General features: G+C 34.9%; 22 protein-coding genes and 1 pseudogene. 4 read left to right on the plus strand and 19 right to left on the minus strand.

What is annotated here, in order from left to right:
* Window positions 1-3: 3 nt before the first annotated feature.
* The 5 genes from MKY00_RS16700 to MKY00_RS16720 all read right to left on the minus strand — a co-directional run bounded on the left by MKY00_RS16700 (window position 4) and on the right by MKY00_RS16720 (window position 4,353).
* Window positions 4-780: a GNAT family N-acetyltransferase gene (locus MKY00_RS16700; protein WP_016718116.1), complete on the minus strand. Its 777-nt coding sequence runs from the start codon at window positions 778-780 to the stop codon at window positions 4-6.
* Window positions 777-1,481: an SDR family NAD(P)-dependent oxidoreductase gene (locus tag MKY00_RS16705; protein WP_001263473.1), complete on the minus strand. Its 705-nt coding sequence runs from the start codon at window positions 1,479-1,481 to the stop codon at window positions 777-779. Before MKY00_RS16705 ends, MKY00_RS16700 begins: the two co-directional genes overlap by 4 nt.
* On the minus strand, window positions 1,478-2,041 hold the full coding sequence (locus MKY00_RS16710; RefSeq protein ID WP_016718117.1) for a GNAT family N-acetyltransferase: 564 nt from the start codon (window positions 2,039-2,041) through the stop codon (window positions 1,478-1,480). The genes MKY00_RS16705 and MKY00_RS16710 overlap by 4 nt, the downstream gene beginning before the upstream one ends.
* 145 nt (window positions 2,042-2,186) lie before the next feature.
* Window positions 2,187-3,686 (minus strand): class I adenylate-forming enzyme family protein, encoded by a 1,500-nt coding sequence (locus MKY00_RS16715; RefSeq protein ID WP_016718118.1) that lies wholly within the window; start codon window positions 3,684-3,686, stop codon window positions 2,187-2,189.
* 133 nt (window positions 3,687-3,819) lie between these two features.
* Window positions 3,820-4,353 carry an NAD(P)H-dependent oxidoreductase gene (locus MKY00_RS16720; protein ID WP_029141166.1) on the minus strand — a complete coding sequence of 178 codons (534 nt, stop codon included), beginning with the start codon at window positions 4,351-4,353 and terminating at the stop codon, window positions 3,820-3,822.
* A 124-nt stretch (window positions 4,354-4,477) separates the two neighbouring features.
* Between MKY00_RS16720 and MKY00_RS16725 the strand changes: the two genes are divergently transcribed.
* Window positions 4,478-4,801 (plus strand): winged helix-turn-helix transcriptional regulator, encoded by a 324-nt coding sequence (locus MKY00_RS16725; protein WP_001072964.1) that lies wholly within the window; start codon window positions 4,478-4,480, stop codon window positions 4,799-4,801.
* 245 nt (window positions 4,802-5,046) lie between these two features.
* Here MKY00_RS16725 and MKY00_RS16730 read toward each other — a convergent pair whose 3' ends face one another.
* From MKY00_RS16730 to MKY00_RS16750, 5 genes are all read right to left on the minus strand, one after another.
* Entirely contained in the window at window positions 5,047-5,313 is a 267-nt protein-coding gene (locus MKY00_RS16730) for an ArsR/SmtB family transcription factor (RefSeq protein ID WP_000661864.1), read from the minus strand.
* Between the two features lie 274 nt (window positions 5,314-5,587).
* Window positions 5,588-6,919, minus strand: a complete 1,332-nt coding sequence (locus tag MKY00_RS16735; protein ID WP_316250870.1) for an anti-sigma-I factor RsgI family protein — start codon at window positions 6,917-6,919, stop codon at window positions 5,588-5,590.
* Window positions 6,912-7,634, minus strand: coding sequence for an RNA polymerase sigma factor SigI (gene sigI, locus MKY00_RS16740; RefSeq protein WP_000950303.1), 723 nt, complete (start codon window positions 7,632-7,634; stop codon window positions 6,912-6,914). Before sigI ends, MKY00_RS16735 begins: the two co-directional genes overlap by 8 nt.
* 575 nt (window positions 7,635-8,209) lie before the next feature.
* A complete protein-coding gene (locus MKY00_RS16745; protein ID WP_000140996.1) occupies window positions 8,210-8,971 on the minus strand; it encodes a glycosyltransferase in 762 nt (253 codons plus the stop codon).
* A 156-nt stretch (window positions 8,972-9,127) separates the two neighbouring features.
* On the minus strand, window positions 9,128-9,607 hold the full coding sequence (locus tag MKY00_RS16750; RefSeq protein WP_000801031.1) for a GyrI-like domain-containing protein: 480 nt from the start codon (window positions 9,605-9,607) through the stop codon (window positions 9,128-9,130).
* 109 nt (window positions 9,608-9,716) lie between these two features.
* Between MKY00_RS16750 and MKY00_RS16755 the strand changes: the two genes are divergently transcribed.
* Window positions 9,717-10,673, plus strand: a complete 957-nt coding sequence (locus MKY00_RS16755) for a helix-turn-helix transcriptional regulator (protein WP_000755035.1) — start codon at window positions 9,717-9,719, stop codon at window positions 10,671-10,673.
* 137 nt (window positions 10,674-10,810) lie between these two features.
* Here the strand turns inward: MKY00_RS16755 and MKY00_RS16760 are convergent, their stop codons facing one another.
* The 6 genes and pseudogenes from MKY00_RS16760 to MKY00_RS16785 all read right to left on the minus strand — a co-directional run.
* The gene (locus tag MKY00_RS16760; protein WP_001267895.1) at window positions 10,811-11,182 is read right to left on the minus strand and encodes a DUF805 domain-containing protein; all 372 of its coding nucleotides are present in this window, start codon (window positions 11,180-11,182) and stop codon (window positions 10,811-10,813) included.
* Between the two features lie 292 nt (window positions 11,183-11,474).
* Window positions 11,475-12,224, minus strand: coding sequence for an ABC transporter permease (locus MKY00_RS16765; RefSeq protein ID WP_016718120.1), 750 nt, complete (start codon window positions 12,222-12,224; stop codon window positions 11,475-11,477).
* Entirely contained in the window at window positions 12,225-12,986 is a 762-nt protein-coding gene (locus MKY00_RS16770; protein WP_000063317.1) for an ABC transporter ATP-binding protein, read from the minus strand.
* A gap of 155 nt (window positions 12,987-13,141) precedes the next feature.
* Entirely contained in the window at window positions 13,142-13,483 is a 342-nt protein-coding gene (locus MKY00_RS16775) for a DUF1048 domain-containing protein (protein ID WP_000891984.1), read from the minus strand.
* Between the two features lie 74 nt (window positions 13,484-13,557).
* Window positions 13,558-13,878: a PadR family transcriptional regulator gene (locus MKY00_RS16780; protein WP_000429483.1), complete on the minus strand. Its 321-nt coding sequence runs from the start codon at window positions 13,876-13,878 to the stop codon at window positions 13,558-13,560.
* Between the two features lie 308 nt (window positions 13,879-14,186).
* Window positions 14,187-14,648 (minus strand): annotated as a pseudogene (locus tag MKY00_RS16785) (hydroxylamine reductase); the annotation flags it as partial.
* A 276-nt stretch (window positions 14,649-14,924) separates the two neighbouring features.
* Here MKY00_RS16785 and MKY00_RS16790 point away from each other — a divergent pair.
* The gene (locus MKY00_RS16790) at window positions 14,925-15,956 is read left to right on the plus strand and encodes a hypothetical protein (RefSeq protein WP_029141167.1); all 1,032 of its coding nucleotides are present in this window, start codon (window positions 14,925-14,927) and stop codon (window positions 15,954-15,956) included.
* 435 nt (window positions 15,957-16,391) lie between these two features.
* Here MKY00_RS16790 and bla2 read toward each other — a convergent pair whose 3' ends face one another.
* Both bla2 and MKY00_RS16800 read right to left on the minus strand, forming a co-directional pair.
* Complete coding sequence (gene bla2, locus MKY00_RS16795) at window positions 16,392-17,165, minus strand: BcII family subclass B1 metallo-beta-lactamase (protein WP_016718123.1); 774 nt, start codon at window positions 17,163-17,165, stop codon at window positions 16,392-16,394.
* Between the two features lie 143 nt (window positions 17,166-17,308).
* Window positions 17,309-17,590 carry a MazG nucleotide pyrophosphohydrolase domain-containing protein gene (locus tag MKY00_RS16800; RefSeq protein WP_001028123.1) on the minus strand — a complete coding sequence of 94 codons (282 nt, stop codon included), beginning with the start codon at window positions 17,588-17,590 and terminating at the stop codon, window positions 17,309-17,311.
* 111 nt (window positions 17,591-17,701) lie between these two features.
* Between MKY00_RS16800 and MKY00_RS16805 the strand changes: the two genes are divergently transcribed.
* On the plus strand, window positions 17,702-17,992 hold the full coding sequence (locus MKY00_RS16805) for a DUF3784 domain-containing protein (RefSeq protein ID WP_016718124.1): 291 nt from the start codon (window positions 17,702-17,704) through the stop codon (window positions 17,990-17,992).
* Between the two features lie 28 nt (window positions 17,993-18,020).
* Here the strand turns inward: MKY00_RS16805 and MKY00_RS16810 are convergent, their stop codons facing one another.
* Window positions 18,021-18,302: a hypothetical protein gene (locus MKY00_RS16810; protein ID WP_016718125.1), complete on the minus strand. Its 282-nt coding sequence runs from the start codon at window positions 18,300-18,302 to the stop codon at window positions 18,021-18,023.
* Window positions 18,303-18,371 lie beyond the last annotated feature (69 nt).

Consider the following 18,371-nt stretch of genomic DNA (forward strand, 5'->3'; position numbering starts at 1 on the left):
CTCCTAACCCTCATTAAAAATTTTATAATAAAGCTCTATCTCCGTTTTCAACGAACAATGATTTCTCCAAAATATCCTCTGCATCTTTTCGTTCGATGTATGCGTGCTTCCGATGTAATAAGTAGCCCCAATTTCCTTTAACATATGCAACGATTGAAGGTGCAACCGAGAAGCAATTCCTTTCCCGCGATAATAAGGCATTACCCCAAAGTAAAATAATCGTCCTTCACTTTCTGTTCCAGTTTCTATATGGGGTATAGACATACCAATCGGCTCATTTTTATCATAAAAAACAATACATGACTTTTCCCAGCCCTTACCTAACTCTGTTTGCACTGAATAAAAATGCTCATCGATAGTTAAAATTGAAGTTTGATTCCCTGAACCCGACATACATTGTTCCCAAATATATTTAAAATCTTTTTCCGATAACGTTCCTTCTGCTATTGATCGATATGTATATTGTCTTTCAAGCTCTTCTACATTGTTCAATTCTCTACATACTTCTATCTTTGCGGCATACAAAGAAAAACCGGCATCAAGTAACACTTTTGCGCTTGAGTTATAACTACTAAACCTTTTGTTTAATACAATACTCGCTCTTTTTAACTCCCAATTAAAACAAACCTCTTCAAATCTACTTATCTTTTCTTTATATGTTTGTACGTTATACAAAACGTCTTCTTCGATCTCTTCAATCGTTACTGCATTTGGTAAGCCATTTAATACTTTTTTAGAAGGGCCAAACAGATTCTGAATGATTGCAAGATCGTATATCACCACTTTAATTCACCTACACCCGGCTCAATAAACTTCCCTGAAACATCCTCATTTGAATCTATTACCCAATCATATATATTTTGCGCTCCTTCAGCCGGAGTCATATTCGCATCAAAAGCACCAATGTCAGTCTTTAATTTTCCAGGGTGAATGGCAGTTACACGAATTCCTTTATCTTCAAATTCTTGTTGCAGACAAAGCGTTAACATATTTTGTGCAGCTTTAGCAATTCGATAGGAATAGGAAAACTGACCTTGCGAAAACTCTTTGTTCGCCATTTTATGTAATGAACCTAATCGAGAGGACACATTTATTATTCTCGGATGATCCGATTTCTCTAAAGCTACATATGTACCTTTTACAGCTCGAATTACACCTAAACAATGAATATTAAATACATCCGTTAACTCTTCTGAATTCGTATGTAAAACTTCAGTCTCCTTTCCAGTAATGCCAGCGTTATTTATAACTAGATCCAAATACCCTGTATATTCCGCAAGCTGGTTCTTAATTTGCTCCGTACTCTCATCAAGTGATAAGTCTGCCAATATAGGAAAACATCTACAACTAAACATTTGCTTCAATTGTGTTACCGCAACCTCAGTTCTAACTAACGGATAAACAATATGCCCATTTTCATGAAATACTTTTACCAACTGTAATCCTAATCCACGATTTCCACCTGTAATAAACACTCTCATATATTCATCTCCTTATTTTTAAAATAAATAAGAAAATCCATCCACTTACCATTCTCTAAAGAAAATGCCTCTCTCTTGCATTCAAAAGAAAAACCTGCTCTTTCCGCGAGACGGATGGATGGCTCATTATCAACATGTATATGTAATTCAATTCTATGAAAACGAAGGTTATTAAAAAATAACGATAACGCAGCTTTCACACTTTCAATACCATATCCATTTTTCCAGTATTGATTATGTATGGAATACCCCATCATCGCCCATTGATAGTCCATACGTAAAATTTTTATCAGCTCTAGCTTTCCAATATTAGCCCCGTCTTCTTTACGAAAAATACCTAATACATACATCTCATCTCGATGTGCTGCTTCATCAAAACCTCTTATCCATTCCGTAAACCATTCTTTCGTTGATGATGCCATAACTTGATAGCCATCGTCATATTTATACTGCGATGGTAACCTCTTATGAAATCCATCGAACCAATTTTCATAATCATCATTTTGGAACGGACGAATCATAAGTCTCTCTGTCTCTACCTGTAATAGCGGAAGCTTCATTTACATCTCTTCCCTTAATTAATATTTGAATTTTCTTTATTATCTTACACAAAATACAAAATCTAGTAAATTATTATGTTCTTGATAAACAAAAAATCCAGTTATGCTTTATACATAACTGGATTCCTCATCACCTAATCATTTTTTATTTTACAAGTACACCTTCTCTTAATTCCCTCTTCAACACTTTCCCTAAAGCATTTTTCGGTAATTTGTCCATAAATACAACTTCTGGTATTTTATAACTTGCCAGTTTTTCTTTACAATGCTGTATAATTTCTTCTTCCGTTAAAAATGTTTGCATATCTTTTACAATATACGCCGTTGGAACCTCTCCCCAAAAATCATCTGGAACCCCAACTACTGCAACTTCTAAAACACCATGTATTTCATGAATAACATCTTCTACTTGATCTGGATATACGTTATCACCACCGCGTATGATAACGTCTTTATATCTTCCCATAATATGCAGGAATCCATCGTCATCTATCATGCCAGCATCGCCCATGTTAAACCAATTATCTTTTACTACTTTCTTTGTCGCCTTTTCATTATTCCAATACCCTTTAAACATATATGGACTCCTTACATGAATCTCCCCAACTTCATTTGTTGTTAGTTCATGTCCTGTTTCTGGATGAACAATTTTCACCTCTACATGTTTCAAGGTTTTCCCTACAGAAGACATCTTTTCTTTTCCCATCATTGGATGCCATGAAGTTACAACCCAACCTTCTGTACTACCATAGCCTTGCACCATATATATTCCTTTTTCCATATATTTTTGGATGAGTGTTTCTGGCACTTTTGTTCCACCGCTTTGTGCTACTTTAAAAGTTGAAATGTTACGTTCCTTTTTATTTAGTTCATCAAGCATATAGCTATAAACAGCTGGGAATGCAAGCATCGTCGTAATTTTCTCTTCTTCAATCTTATCCCAAATAAGAGTAGGATTCGAATCAGCTAAGAAAATCATCGTAACACCGTGATAAATGCAATTTAAAATAGAAAGCACGCCACTCATATGGAACAATGGATGCACGGATAAAAAGCGTTCTCCTGCCGGAATTTCTCTTTGTCCTGCAATCTCTGCAAAATAATGATGTAAGTTTTTATGTCCAATTACACATGCTTTTGCTTGTCCAGTCGTTCCTGAAGTAAATAAGTAAATGGCATCATCATCTTCATGAACTTCTACGTTCGGCTCTGTACTTGGCTGTTCTTGTAATGTTAATTCAAATGAACCAAAGCCTTCTTTTGTCGTTTGAATTACATAAGGAATTTCTTTAACAGCATCAATCTTTAAAGCTTCATGGAACTCTTCATCAATAACTAACACTTTTAATTTTGCTTCTTTTACAATCGTTTCTAATTCATACGCAGTAAGCTGATGATTTAGTGGAATACATACCGCTCCGATTTTTAAACTTGCCATCATAACGCTTGGAAATGGATGATTATTTTTGCATAGTATTCCAATACGATCTCCTCTTTGTACACCGCTCTGTAACAAATAATGTGCAAGCTGATTTACTCGTTCATTATACTGCTGAAACGAATACCTTTTCCCTCCCCCTACAAGCGCTTCCAAATTTGGTGATTGCATTGCTCTTTTTTGTAATAATTTTTGCATCGTTCTCAAGTAAAACTCCCCTTTATATATGTTAGGTTTTTTATTTTACCAGATTAATTATTAATTTACTAAAGATTACACTTAGTGAATATAAATTTTACAAAAATAGCCATCTACTTAACAAGTAAATGGCTATCCCCTCTTATATATTAGAATACTCCTTATTCATCACATATCGTACATACTCCGGTGCGCTTTTATCAATCTCTTCATCACTTAATTTATATTCAGCACCGTATAAATAAAACGAAGGTATAAATTTCATATCTGTATATAAGCATGTAGCTTGAAATGGTTTTGTTAACTCATCCATCGTGATCCCACTATTTTCATAGTCTTTTTCTAATCCACCTATCGAAATAGCTACACCAAATTCTTTCCCCTTCACTTTATCTCCTTTTGATCCGTAAGCAAATCCATATGTTAATACATCGTCAAACCATTTTTTTAATAATGGTGGTGAGCTGTACCAGTATAGCGGAAATTGAAATATATATCGGTCGTGTTCTACTAACAGCTTTTGTTCCTCTTCCACATTAAACTCCCAATTCGGTGCCGCTTTATATAATTCATGCACCGTAATTTCATCCGAATATTTCTCAAGTTCTTCAATCCATCTTTTATTAATTTTTGATTTTTCAATATCAGGATGTGCTACAATTACAAGTGTTTTCATCATCTTCCATCCCCTTTATAAATTATTCAACCCTTTACGTATTAGTATGAATGAGTCACATATAATTGAAAAGTACGTACTTTAAAGTGCTATAGGAACCTTAAAGTACCTGTGGAGGTGTTATATGAATCAAAATGATGACTGCCCAATTGCAACGACACTCGATGTAATCGGCGGAAAATGGAAAGTTCATATTTTATGTGTTTTAATGGATGGAAAAATGCGCACAAATGAAATCCGGCGAGAAATCCCAAACATTACGCAAAAAGTTCTGACTCAACAACTTCGGCAACTTGAAGCTGATGGGATTATCCATCGTACTGTATATCAAGAAGTACCACCAAAGGTTGAGTACACAATAAGCGAATACGGGAAATCTTTAATGCAAATTATGAATGAACTATTTGAGTGGGGAAAAGATCATCAAATGAAAAGATTACATGACTAAAAAACCTACCAACTTCTTTACATACTGGTGGGAACGGCACATCACTATCAAGCTAACAAAAAGACCTTAATAAAAAACTTTCATGTTTATAGTCCATTTAAGAATTAGCTTGATAGTGATACGGCAAGACCCAAATAAAGAAGTATATGAAACAAATTAACAACAACGCACGGCTGATGTTAATAAGAAAATTATAGTCGCTGAATGTCTTTCTTACTTCATTTTGAAGTTTAAACAATTATCCATTAAGCCAAGCTTAATAATATCGCTTTTGTACGATTATCCGTTACTTCATAATAAATTTCTAACCCTTTTCGAGTACCTGTAACGACTTTAGTAGCTTTTAGTTTAGATAAATGTTGACTAATTGTACTTTGAGGCATTTGTAACATTTCATACATTGTCGTTACGTTAATAGGACCTTTTGCAACCATTATTTTTACTAATGATAAACGGACAGGATGTGCTAATACCTTCAATACTTCAGTGATTTCTTCATACATTTCTTTCATATTTTTCTCCCCTTTTACATAAACATTAATGATATCCATATATATAATTCGAAAGGATATACGATTTTGTGTCCGTCATTTTAAAAAAAATAAAAAATCTTTTCAGATGAAAAGAATCCCCCACTGATTATTAGTTGAACCAATCGGGCTTTTATGGGCAGTTGATCCCCATCTTACTTCTTTGCTTTCGCTGAATTTTGAGGTAGGGGTCTTACTACCCATTAAAGCGGGATACATTTTTCTTTCACTCGATATTATGTGGTAGGAATTTTCCTTATTGCGATCCTCTTCCATTGTTTTCTTGCTTATGTCCACTATTCCCTTGAGAATCTCTTCCATTATTCTCTTGCTGGTGCCCATTATTCCCTTGCGATCCTCTTCCGTTGTTTCCTTGCTGATTCCCATTATTTCCTTGGGACCCTCTTCCATTGTTTCCTTCCTGATTCCCATTATTCCCTTGCGATCCTCTTCCGTTGTTTCCTTGCCGATTCCCATTATTTCCCTGGGACCCTCTTCCATTGTTTCCTTCCTGATTTCCATTATTCCCTTGCGATCCTCTTCCGTTGTTCTCTTGCTGGTGCCCAGTATTTCCCCGGGACCCTCTTCCATTGTTTCCTTCCTGATTCCCATTATTTCCTTGGGACCCTCTTCCGTTGTTCTCTTGCTGGTGCCCAGTATTTCCTTGGGACCCTCTTCCATTGTTCTCTTGCTGGTGCCCAGTATTTCCTTGGGACCCTCTTCCGTTGTTTCCTTGCTGCAATTCTCTTCCGTTGTTCTCCTGTTGATTTCTATTATTTTCTTTTATTTGCTTCGGTTGTTGTGCCTTAGATTGCTGTTGTTCTATATACTCTCCCCTCTCGTTGCTTTCTTCTTTTACAGGAGATGCGTCCGATGATACATCAGAAGATGACTTTTGCTGTTCTTGATGAGACGGCGGTGCAGGTGGGGTAAGCAACTTTTTCTTCTCATTTTCTTGTTTTATATAAACACCCGTTCCAACTCCTGCTTTCTTGGCATCCTCCCGTATTTGCATCGTACTGCTTTGATATTCGACTGTAATATGTTTGAACTCATATTCTTTCTTTAATTCCAGCATAGCCTTTTCCAACTGTGGTTCTAACGACTTGTCCTTTGCAATAGCTGTTAGCATAACTTGCTTATCATTCGTTAAATATTTATCCTCTTGACTTTGCTTTATAATAGTGCGTATCACATCTTGCAGATGCTTATTTTCCCACCGTTTCATTTCTTTTAAAATACGCCTTCCGTCATCATTACAAGCCCGCAAATCTATAACACGAAGATCCTTCGTAACGCTCGCCTCTAAACTTGGATTTATATCAACTGAGACGTAAGCAAACACCTTTTCTTCTGGTTGATTGTAGAAAAATAACAGCCCACATAGAAAACAAGCAGCAAGTAATGATGCCGGCTTTAAGAAATAAGGGATTGAAAAACGAGATGCTCTTTGTTCTTGTTCTTCAAACGAGATTTCCTCTCCAATCATGCAAGAATCCCCTTTTCTTTTACACGTAATAAACTCTCCATTTGGTGTTAAAACAACTACGCTATGCTTTTTTATATCCATCACAATTCCTTTATTCATCATGCTTTTCTCCTCTTATGTAATCAAGAATATATGTATAGTTGTTTGCAAAAATAATACACATTGCAATAATGTATTTTCTATGTCTTTCCAACGTTTTACGACTTACCCTCACACGTGGTTCAATACGTTTAAGCGGTAACTTTTTCTTTCGGAACAGCTCCTCCATCATTTCCTCTTCCTTTATAATCATCTTTACAATTTCTATTAAGTGCTCTCGGGTGTCACGATGCTTAGGAGATTCTTTCGCAAGCTCTGAAAATGTGATTTTAAACTCAGCTAACACACTTTGAAAATGAAGAATTTCCTCCTTACGGTTACTATTGTCCATCTCTTTCATATACTCCGTAAGCGATACTTGCATTTCTAACATTTCCTCTTGCTCATCTTCTTTTAAAAAGACACGGTTATGCTTAGACTCCTTGCGTATATAGTCAATTACATCTCTTTTTATAAGAAGATCAGCAAACGCTAGAAAAGATTTCCCTTTTTTATATGAATACTGTTCAATTGCTTCGTTAAACGCAAACAATCCAATACTATATTCATCATCCTGTTCTGTAATATATCGGCGGCAAACAGACGAAATTGATTTTCTAATAAACGGCTGATACTGAACGATAAAGGCTTCCTTATCTTCTCCGTTGTTTTGTATGTTACATACGATATCTTCTATTTTCGGTTTTCTTAAGATCTTCATTACTAAACTTAACACTGGCGATCTCTCAGCCTCCCTCTGCTTTAAATAGAAAAATGGTCACTAAACAAGCGACCATTTAACCACATTTTGGTAGTGCTTTTCTTTGGTCTTTTCTTCTTGCTGTTAGTTTTATTTTTCAAGTCTAACTTTTCCCAACGTTTTCTCTCGGTACTAAAGTTAATCCTATATTTTAAGGTACTTTCTTATTTTCTACCGTTCGTTTTGCTTATTCTTTTTCTATTTTATCGGCAATCCTTAAATAACTCTTCTCTATATAATTAGTAATTTCATCCTTTTATTTTAGATGCTCAACTTAATCTAGTAATTTTTATTAATACTTCAATATTCTTTCATAATCATTTTTCTTCTATCTTATTTTTCCACTATATATATTCGGAGGAAAACATCGTTTTATGGGGGTCAAAAAATATTTTTATAAAAAATACATATTTATTTCAAAAATAAAAACCATTGATTTGAAAAAGGACCAATCAATGGTTTTATTATCATATCTATTAAATTAAGTTGTGCTCTCATTATATATTAGACAATCAGCTGTTCTCACTATTTCCTATCGCTTTTCTCAAGCGTTACCTTTCTTGATTATCATAATATGTCTTATCTGCATATTTTCTATCATTTCCTTTTAGATAAGCTAAGATTACTTTTGGATTTTTAAGTAAAGCCCAGTCTCCATATGTATCAAATCTCCTGCATGAAGTTATCATTCCATTTTTAATGGTACCGAATTTCTTATTATTTCGCTTTCCCCATTCTTTTAACCGTTTCGCGAAATCTGCATCTTCTGCCATCAGCATGTTTTCATTAAATCCGTTAATTGCCATGAAATCTTTTTTATAGCACCAAAAAATCCCTACAGATATAGCTCCGTATTTAAAAAGTAAGGGGATTATTATTAACATTGCGGACAGAAATATTCCTAAAGATATTCTTTCGAACTTCCCATTTACCCCACCACCAATGTATTTACCTGAAGCTAAATATGTATCTACATTAGACAACATAGACTCTGTCATTATGGTATCAGCGTCTATAGTAACGATTATTTCTCCACTAGCTATTTTCGCCCCTGCATTTCGAATTTTAGATAAGTTTTTATCATTATTTTTTAATGTAATACAATGATAAGATTTTGCTATTTCCTCTGTTTTATCGGTGCAACGATTTAAAACAACTATAACTTCCGTTTGCTCTTTATATGCCTCTGATGCCTTTACAATGGAATCTAAACATTTTCCAATGTACTTTTCTTCATTATGTGCAGGAATTATAATAGAAAATTTCACATCTTTTTTCAAATTGCCTCCTGAAGGTTCGTTTGTCTCAGTCATAATATCCCCCTTATTTCATAAGATAAATATCTGTTATACATAACGTATATTAAAATTTATTAAGTTATATTATTAAAAAAGTAATTAAAACAATATGGACATCAAAAAGGCCAACAATGCAAAATTGTTAGCCTCTACTTTTCATATTCGTACCCTTTACTTCCTAACAACTGGAATCCACATTTCACCAAACACTAAACCATTTCTTTTTCCCATCTCAACCGTTGTATTTGGCCCACCAACATAGGCAAAATCTTTTGCATCTGGTAAAGCTTGACCAAAAGCGATGCCAGTCAGCTTATTGCTTAGCTCTTCAGCCGTTTTGTCTTCACCTTTCACCACTAAGTATTCTCCCTTAGGAAACTGGATCACTCTAGACTCTTCTTCTATTTGTGCTTCTGTCATAACGCCAGCATAATACATCATCTTATTATTCACTGCTTCGCTCACAGAAAAAATGTATTCATTTGTAGCTAAAGCTTTTAAAGTATCCAGTCTTCCATCTTCTTTAACGGCCGACCAAAAGTCTTCCTTTTCTTTATTTATTCCCACAAAGTCTGTATAGTCACTTTTAATTTCAGTTCCAATACCTAGCACAATAAAGCTATCTTTTTCTTCAATCGTATAATTTTTCATATTCAAAACCTTCCTCTTTTTTTATTAATCAAACGATTTATCTTTTCATCTGATACGTTTATAATACCTTTAAACCATGTCAAAAAATGATACTGTTTAGGAGACCAAAATGAAAAAAGTTGAACGGATTAATACAATTATGCGGTATATCAACAACCGCTCCCACTTTACAATTTCAGAAATCATACGAGAATTTAATATATCACGATCAACAGCTATTAGAGACATTAGAGAAATAGAAGCTATGGGGATGCCACTTGTCGCTGAAGTTGGGAGATCTGGTGGATATTTTGTCATGCATAATTCTATCCTACCCGTTGTTCGCTTTACTGATAACGAAGTGAAAGCTCTTTTTATTGCCTTTATGGCTACAAGAAATCAACAACTCCCTTATCTAAAGAGTCGGCAATCTTTAGCGGAAAAGCTACTAGGACTCATTTCAGAAACCCAGCAAGATGACCTTGTTCTTTTAAATCAACTTTTGCTTTTTGAAGGGACTAATCCTCATAACCCTGATCTACTTGAGCTTTCTGACCTTCCTCACCCTATGTTAGAAAAACTCATTCAAATCCTTCTTTTGGATAGATATTTATTGATTACTGTCAAAGAAGAAATCAAGTCTTATCCAATTTACCTATTACACCTTTATAAAGAAAAAAGCTATTGGATGATTGAAGGATTTGACTTAAAAGAAGAAAAGAAGCTGATGTTTCCTGTCGATGACCTCATCAATATCGAACCGTACACGCCCAAAAAGAGGTTACATAAGAAACAGATTTTAGAAAGACTGAGTAAGAAGGACGAAGCAATTAACCTTGTATTTGAACTTGGTCCGAAAGCAATTGCACAGTTCAAAAAGTACCACCCTTTCAAAGTTTCAATATCTTATACAAACCCTTACCAATCTACAGCTATTTTAAAAACATTTATCGATGTTCACAATTCCGATGAAGTGACAGAGATGACAAATTGGCTGCTTTTCCTAGGTAAAGATATTACAATTAGGGAAATGCCTGAAGAAGTATTAAAAGATTTACAAGAGCGGTTATGCTTATACACTCCATAAGAAGTGACTAGTTAAACCTCAAAATATTGAGTTTAACTAGTCACTTCTTAACGAGGCGTCTATGAATAATACAACAAAAAAGGTATGAACTAGCTTTTAGTTCACACCTTTTTATATTAGAGTTTACTATACATACATTAAATTGCTTGTTTAAGATTTGAATGTGGATTTGGTCCATACTTATTCTCACCTTCATCACTTTCAATGATACAAAACACAAGTAGAACCGCTCCTCCAAATGGCACCAAATTTAATAGCTGCCACCATCCTGTTTTTCCACTATCATGTAATCGGCGAGCCTCCACCGCCAGAGTAGGAACGATGAAAATTGCTATATATAACAAGGTAATGTTGGCTCTTAAGTAAAAAGCAGACGAAGAATAAGAGGCCAAATATATTAATGACCAAAACGTAATCTTATTAAATAAAGTAAAAATCCAGTATTCTTTTCTCGTAGCTCTCCCACTAAATTTCGCATAGTTTTTGAGAGTATATAAATACCATCTCATTTGAACCTCTCCCTTTTCTATCCCCTAAACAACGAGGTTATACATTATATACCTTATAAGTATAAATATAACATCTTTAAGTTCTATTTTTATATAGAATATTCTGTTTCTTTTCAAGTTATTTTTGTGAAGCGTTACATACCATACTTCAAAGCATGTGTATTCGATTTATTATTCTCCTATTTACTTTAAAACTACTACAATTAAGCGAAGTATAAATGTATGATTAAAGCACGGAAAATCTTCCCGTGCTTTTTCAAAAATATATATGATTTCGGACTATTTATTTCACTTACCCTAACTGACGTTTAAATGCTTTACTAGCGAAAAAGTAAGAGATAATCATTATACCTATGCACCAAGTGAGCGCAATCCAAATATCGTTACCAACAGTTCCTTCATATAATAGAGCACGAATCGCATTCACAATTGAAGTGACAGGCTGGTTTTCAGCAAATGCACGAACAATTTTTGGCATCGTTTCGGTAGGTACGAAGGCCGAACTAATAAATGGAAGAAAAACGAGTGGGTACGAATATGCTGTCGCCCCTTCCATAGACTTCGCTTTCAGCCCTGGAATGATAGCTAGCCATGTGAGCGATAACGTAAACATTCCTAGTATCCCAGCTACTGCAAGCCAATCTAGCATATTCGCACTGGAACGAAAGCCCATTAAGAGTGCAACAAGAATAACCACCACGATAGTAAGTACATTAGCAACAAGAGAGGTTAATACGTGAGCCCACAATATCGATGAGCGCTTAATAGACATCGTAATGAAACGTGCCATTAGCCCACTCTTTACATCCGTAAATAGTCGCACGGAAGTGTAAGCTACACCGGATGCGATAGCCATTAGCAAAATTCCCGGCAATAAATAATTTACGTAGTTTTCCGTTCCTGTTTGTATTGCGCCACCAAACACGTAGACAAATAATAGCATCATCATAATCGGTGTAATCGCTACTGTAATAATTGTATCCGGACTACGCATAATATTACGCATTAAGCGCCCTAGTAATACCCCTGTTTTGCTTTTCATTTACATCTCCCCCTTTTTACCGATAATCGCAAGGAAAATTTCTTCCAATGTCGGCTGCTTCTCGATATACTCCACTTTTGCTGGCGGGAACATCTCTTTCAGTTCAGTAAGAGTACCTGTCGTAATAATTTTTCCGCCATGTAAAATAGCGATACGGTCAGCTAATTGTTCTGCTTCCTCTAAATACTGGGTTGTTAGTAAGATGGTTGTTCCTCCACCAGCAAGCTCTTTGACAGTATCCCACACTTCAATCCGTGCTTCCGGATCAAGCCCTGTCGTCGGTTCGTCAAGAAAAATAACTGCTGGCGCCCCAATCAAACTCATTGCGATATCAAGCCGGCGCTTCATCCCACCTGAATACTGATCTGCCCTCTGATTAGCTGCACCAGTCAAGCTAAATCTCTCAAGCAAATTGTCAGCGACTTGTGCAGGATTGGAAACTCCGCGTAACTTAGCAACCATTATCAAGTTTTCTCTCCCAGTGAGCATACCGTCTAAGGCTGCGAACTGCCCTGTCAAACTAATACTTTGACGAACATGATCTGGTTGGCGCTTAATATCAAATCCGCAAATACTTCCTTCACCGCCATCTTGTTTCAGTAGCGTCGAAAGGATGTTGACTATTGTCGTCTTTCCCGCTCCATTTGAGCCTAGCAGCGCGAAAATTTCTCCACGCTGCACCTCAAAATCCACTCCCTTTAAGACTTCTTTATCTCTAAAAGCTTTTTTTAACCCTTTTACAGAAATCGCTGCATTACTCATACTTTTTCCCCCTTATAAAATTAAATTACCTGCACCCTCTATTTAGTACCACTGATAATCTGTATTACTTAGTAGCGGTTTAAAAATATAACTGAATAGCGATGGCGTTAGTTCACATTTATGACCAGCTAATCAGTCGGTATTACTTGTTGCATTTATTTTTTTCTCAATTTCTTCATAATACTTTCATTCAAATCTTCACGATACTTAGAAACATATGTTTTAGCGTTTGCCACTAGTTCGTCAGCAAAGGATGCCACGTCTTCCCCAGTAATGTCTAGCACTTGTCTGCCTTCCGCTGCACCGGCTTCAAACAAATCGATTAATTCATACTGTATGTGCAGCATATCCATCCCGTTACCGGCTGAAAAATTCCACATGTAGTTTTGAATTTTCTTAAACACAAACTGATAGTCCTCTGGCAATGCTGCAACACGTGCCATCATCATTTTGTACTCTTTTTTATCACCAATTAATTTTTTGAACATTTCCAACATCTTATTTTCCTCCTTTTTTATAAAGCAGACAAGAAACTCTCCAAATATGAGCCGGAACATTTTATATTATGAAGCTAGTTTGACTTCAAGACGTTAATTTTTGACGATACAAAATCCCATTTTTTCCAAAACAATTCAAGTTCCTGACGTCCAGCTTCATTTAATGAATAAAACTTACGAGGTGGTCCCATATCTGATGGTTTCTTTTCAATATTCACAAGCTTTTTCTTCTCTAATCGTACGAGGATGGTATAGACCGTTCCTTCCACGACTTCAGTAAACCCAAGATCATTCAGGTGGCGAGTAATCTCATAACCATACGTTTCACGGCGGCTAATGATTTCCAGCACACACCCTTCCAGTGAACCTTTCAGCATTTCAGTTAAATTTTCCATGTTCTGATCCTCCTTTACCCCCTATTCTGTCTGACTTATATTCAGTATTACAGAGTACTAAGGCGAATTTTTTACTGAGTAGCTTTTTTGAATTCATACTATTCAGTATCACTTATTACATCTACATTGTATGACTAAGTAGCGATAGATGTCAACTAATTTTCAAATTTTTTCTAAAATCCGCAATTACCTATTGTCTACTGAAAATATTTTGAGAAACAACACTACTCAGTATTGCTTATTACAAGTATATTGTATGACTAGGTAGCGATGAATGTCAACTCGATTTTTATATTTTTTCTAAAATCAACTATTTCAGAATGCGTATAAATATTAATTCCTTTTCCTTCCGTTTGCTTTAATAGTTCTTCTAACGCAAATAAATTATGGCCTGTAACTACAATAGCTTTACCTTCTACATGGTTTTGTGTAATTTGAACAGGCTCTGGCACACCAAAATGATTCGTATGTGCCTCATCTAGCAACTCCATTACTCGTAAAGCCGATTTCCCAACTTTCATAGCCATATCAATATGTTCTTGTTTGTTAAAGTTAGAATTGGTTAATGTCATATACAGTGCTTCTTGCGTCGTAGCATCTACAAATGCATCCGTATATCCTAGCTGAGCAGCATGCGTACGATAAGCAGCAATTCCTTTTAATCCAAACAAAATCGTATCTTGCAAACTTGCAATTGTTTCATTTTTACCGCAAACACCTATTACTTTACATCCGCCTGTTGGCGTTTGTTCACATTGATAACAAAACATTATCATCCCACCCTCTCCCAATGATTACTTACAAACTAAGGATAATACCCATTGAGAAAAAAGGATGTGATATCAATCACAATAATATATAAGAATTTGTGACAGTTCCCATTGTTAACATAATATTATTACTGTACCCTAATATTCATACTCGCACATAATTTATTTGCATCATATGTAGGTGCACTTTTAAGGAATACAAATATCGTATCCATCTAACATTTCACAATTTTTTCCTTACTGATGGTACAATTATAGTTATGGAGGGACAATATGATGGTATATATGATGTTTTATTATGGGATACTGTTTCTTATACTCGGTATTGCAGTATTTCTGTTTATTATGGCTGGGTCACGAAAAATTAGAAATAAAAATCTTTCATTCGTATTGATCGCTTTAGGGATAAATATACTTGTAAGCCCAATGGCACTTTTTATAGGGGGGATGGCAACAGATTCTCCATATAGTACTGCACTTGATTTTTGGAAAGGATTTTTCTTTATTCAAGGAATACCTCTTTTCTTACTACTTATAGCTTTCGTTTGTTGGCTTATTCGCCCGCCAAAAGTAATAGTTCAAACGAGTATTGAAAAAGACCTTGAACAAAATAGTAAAAGTACTAAGAAAAAAAGAACACGAGGTCGTCCAATTACTGCCTTACGTATTGTAATTCCAATTATTTTAGTAGTAGGCTGTTTGTCTTACATTTTGTATTTACAAGACATTACACTTAAAAAAAGTCATTCTCCAAATAATAAAAATACGATTAAAGTAGTGAAAATAGATTCAGACTCTTCTCATGGTTCCTCTCCCGTCAGAATTAAATACGGCTTATGGGAACATTTTGACATAAGTATTGCAAATGAGGGAGAACGTCTCGATTCCTCAAACGTTTTCGTAGATTGGAAAAACGATTATGAAGCAACGATAACACTACGAGGAAAAGAATCCGTACCTGAAGTTGTGGAATTTAATGTATCAAATAAATCCAATGGTCCTGTTTTTAAGAAGGTACAAAAAGTGGTCAGTTCCTTTACCTTTCAAAAAAGTGAATCTCCAAATTTAATAAATATTATCGAGCTTAGAGAAACAATAAAATCAAAAGGACCAAGTCCTAGTTCAACTGTAAGAATCTATTATGGGAAAAGAGGTAGCATTTTAGAAAAATATAAAGAGGTCACTCTTAAGGAAATGTATACGACAGACAACTTCAATATCAATTGGAGAAACGATGAACAAGTACAAGTAGAAGTAATAGAGGAAAATGTAGTAACAGCTACCATCGTGATTGATTTGTCAAAATGAATTTATTTTTCACATGTTATAACTGTGTTCTATCCGGCACACGAGAGATACATAGCATTTATAAATGAATAGATTTACAGACATGGTGAACCGCCCCTTTCTTTACAATACATTTACATTATCTTAACATTGTTTACATTATTTATATGATATATTTATATAGAATCTACTTAATAAATTTCATGTACATTGTTATCTTTATAATCTCTGATTTAATTGATAAGAGATTATGTTATATTTTTATACCAGGGGTGAATGAGGATGACTGAAACTTTAAAAACGCTTATAATGCTTGATGCTACTTACGTTGTTATCGCAATTATGACGGTACTGGTATTTGTATACTTGGAATTAAAATCTCAGTAACGTATGCGGACTTCGCATTTAAATATAGTTAGAAGAAAGCGAGGAGAAAATTGTTTCTCCTCGCTTTTTTTATTTCAACAAATCCAATGTATGTAGAAGTAAATCTCTATCCCCTACTCCCCCATGACCAGGCACTACTGAATTGATGTTTCCATATCGCTTCAGCACATTCTCAATCGATATAGGCCATTCATTTACATAGGCATCTGCAACGTTTCCTAAATCTTTCGAGGACGCAGATTTAACTAAACAGCCTCCAGCTAAAATGTTATATTGCGGTAACCACACGACGATATTATCTTCTGTATGTCCTTTCCCTGGATAAAATGTTTCTACTTTCATATTTCCAAACTTTAAATTCGTAATGGTTTGTAAGTCTCCAAGCGGTTCTTCATATCCACCTTTCTTTGCTAGTTCCGCAGTTAGTACTGTACTATGCGCTTTAATGCCTCTTTCTTTCAATGTTTTCATTCCACCAATTCGATCAGCGTGTGCATGTGTAATAATGACATCTGTTACGCGCTTCTGAAATTTCTTTTCTACCATTTCTATTAGTTCCTTCGTTAATTTGTCATCCCAAGAAGAATCAACAAGTACTAACCCCTTTGAAGTAGTAAGAACTAAACCGTTCGAAGGAACTGCTTCTCCGTTAAAATAACCTAACTCCGTATGAACCCATACATTTTTGTTTAACTGAGAAATCGAAATAGTTCCTGCCTCATTTTTTATTACTTTTTGCTCTAGCTTTTGTTCCGCTTTCACAGAAGAAATTGTACTAACAAATTGAGTTGTTCCTAGTAAACTAACACATACCCCTACTTTTAATAATGTATTCTTTTTCATTTTCTCCACCCTTTCTTTCAAACGAAATAGTTATTACCTATAATAGACAATTTATCTCAAATGTTTGTTCCATCTTTTCTTACATATTTTTCATACCATTAATAAAAAGCGCACAAAATTTTGTGCGCTTTTTAACTTCCCTTTTACCATTCACGTTTTTTATTTATCATCATTTTTTCCTCAAACGCCTTCTCTAAATCAATTTCTAACTTGTTTGCTAAATCACATACATTCCAAATTACATCAAACATTTCTAAACCGATTTCTCTTTTTGCATCTTGTATTTTATCGCGCTTCAATATAACTTCCGCTAATTCCCCTAATTCTGCCATTGCATACATTGTACGCTCTTCAATTGTTGTATCTTGAAATCCTTTTTCTTCACTGAAATTTGATACATATCTCTGGAATTCCACAATATTCATACTTAATCCCCCTTCATGATACATACTCCATTTTCTATTACACTTATATTTTGTTAAATTATAACATTCATACTATAATTGATTTATAGCCCTTTAACGGAGGTGTTCTCAATGACTCTCTTCGCTTCCCCATCATTATTCATACTAGCAATCATTTCATTTGCACTAGCTTATTTCATCGGAGTAAAACAATACACTTGGCTCTTATCAGGATTCAATGAACGCCGCGTGCTTGATAAAGTGAAGTTATCAAAAATAGTTGGTCTTTATAATTTAACTGCTGGTGTTATCGCCACAATTGGTAGCGTCTTCCTTACCCCTAATGTAAAAATCGCATTTCCTATCATTATAATTGGCCACGTTATAATCGCTGCTTATGTAAATACACGCATGGTCCAATAAAAAAGACCATCCAAACGGATGATTTTTTTTATAATTTATCAACATATTGCTTCGCTTCTAGTAAAGAAAACCCAAAAGCCTCTCTTACTCTCTTAACTGCTGTAACTGTTTTTCCTTCTTCCATAAGTTGACGCAACTCTTTATTAATTTCAGGTTCTCTATCTATAATTCCCATTTCTTTCGAAATTAGCTGTAGTCTATCTTCCATCCTCTTTAAACACGCATCCGTTTTCTTTTCGATTTTATTTAATTTTTCAACGATATAAATAAACCCAAAGATCGCTATCGGTATGATCATCCAAAATTCCATGACTATCCCTCCTTATTAGCTTTCATTTGTTTTATTTCACTAGCTTATGTAAATTTTACCACAATAAGA

Source organism: Bacillus sp. FSL R9-9834 (assembly GCF_038006905.1).
In the GTDB taxonomy this organism is placed as follows: Bacteria; Bacillota; Bacilli; order Bacillales; family Bacillaceae_G; genus Bacillus_A; species Bacillus_A pacificus.

Coding starts and splice junctions, on each gene's coding strand:
- MKY00_RS16705 (WP_001263473.1), bottom strand. CDS start 1,481: ATGAGAGTGTTTATTACAGGTGGAAATCGTGGATTAGGATTACAGTTG.
- MKY00_RS16710 (WP_016718117.1), bottom strand. CDS start 2,041: ATGAAGCTTCCGCTATTACAGGTAGAGACAGAGAGACTTATGATTCGT.
- MKY00_RS16720 (WP_029141166.1), bottom strand. CDS start 4,353: ATGAAAACACTTGTAATTGTAGCACATCCTGATATTGAAAAATCAAAA.
- MKY00_RS16725 (WP_001072964.1), top strand. CDS start 4,478: ATGAATCAAAATGATGACTGCCCAATTGCAACGACACTCGATGTAATC.
- MKY00_RS16730 (WP_000661864.1), bottom strand. CDS start 5,313: ATGAAAGAAATGTATGAAGAAATCACTGAAGTATTGAAGGTATTAGCA.
- MKY00_RS16735 (WP_316250870.1), bottom strand. CDS start 6,919: ATGAATAAAGGAATTGTGATGGATATAAAAAAGCATAGCGTAGTTGTT.
- MKY00_RS16745 (WP_000140996.1), bottom strand. CDS start 8,971: ATGACTGAGACAAACGAACCTTCAGGAGGCAATTTGAAAAAAGATGTG.
- MKY00_RS16750 (WP_000801031.1), bottom strand. CDS start 9,607: ATGAAAAATTATACGATTGAAGAAAAAGATAGCTTTATTGTGCTAGGT.
- MKY00_RS16755 (WP_000755035.1), top strand. CDS start 9,717: ATGAAAAAAGTTGAACGGATTAATACAATTATGCGGTATATCAACAAC.
- MKY00_RS16760 (WP_001267895.1), bottom strand. CDS start 11,182: ATGAGATGGTATTTATATACTCTCAAAAACTATGCGAAATTTAGTGGG.
- MKY00_RS16765 (WP_016718120.1), bottom strand. CDS start 12,224: ATGAAAAGCAAAACAGGGGTATTACTAGGGCGCTTAATGCGTAATATT.
- MKY00_RS16770 (WP_000063317.1), bottom strand. CDS start 12,986: ATGAGTAATGCAGCGATTTCTGTAAAAGGGTTAAAAAAAGCTTTTAGA.
- MKY00_RS16775 (WP_000891984.1), bottom strand. CDS start 13,483: ATGTTGGAAATGTTCAAAAAATTAATTGGTGATAAAAAAGAGTACAAA.
- MKY00_RS16780 (WP_000429483.1), bottom strand. CDS start 13,878: ATGGAAAATTTAACTGAAATGCTGAAAGGTTCACTGGAAGGGTGTGTG.
- MKY00_RS16790 (WP_029141167.1), top strand. CDS start 14,925: ATGGTATATATGATGTTTTATTATGGGATACTGTTTCTTATACTCGGT.
- bla2 (WP_016718123.1), bottom strand. CDS start 17,165: ATGAAAAAGAATACATTATTAAAAGTAGGGGTATGTGTTAGTTTACTA.
- MKY00_RS16800 (WP_001028123.1), bottom strand. CDS start 17,590: ATGAATATTGTGGAATTCCAGAGATATGTATCAAATTTCAGTGAAGAA.
- MKY00_RS16805 (WP_016718124.1), top strand. CDS start 17,702: ATGACTCTCTTCGCTTCCCCATCATTATTCATACTAGCAATCATTTCA.
- MKY00_RS16810 (WP_016718125.1), bottom strand. CDS start 18,302: ATGGAATTTTGGATGATCATACCGATAGCGATCTTTGGGTTTATTTAT.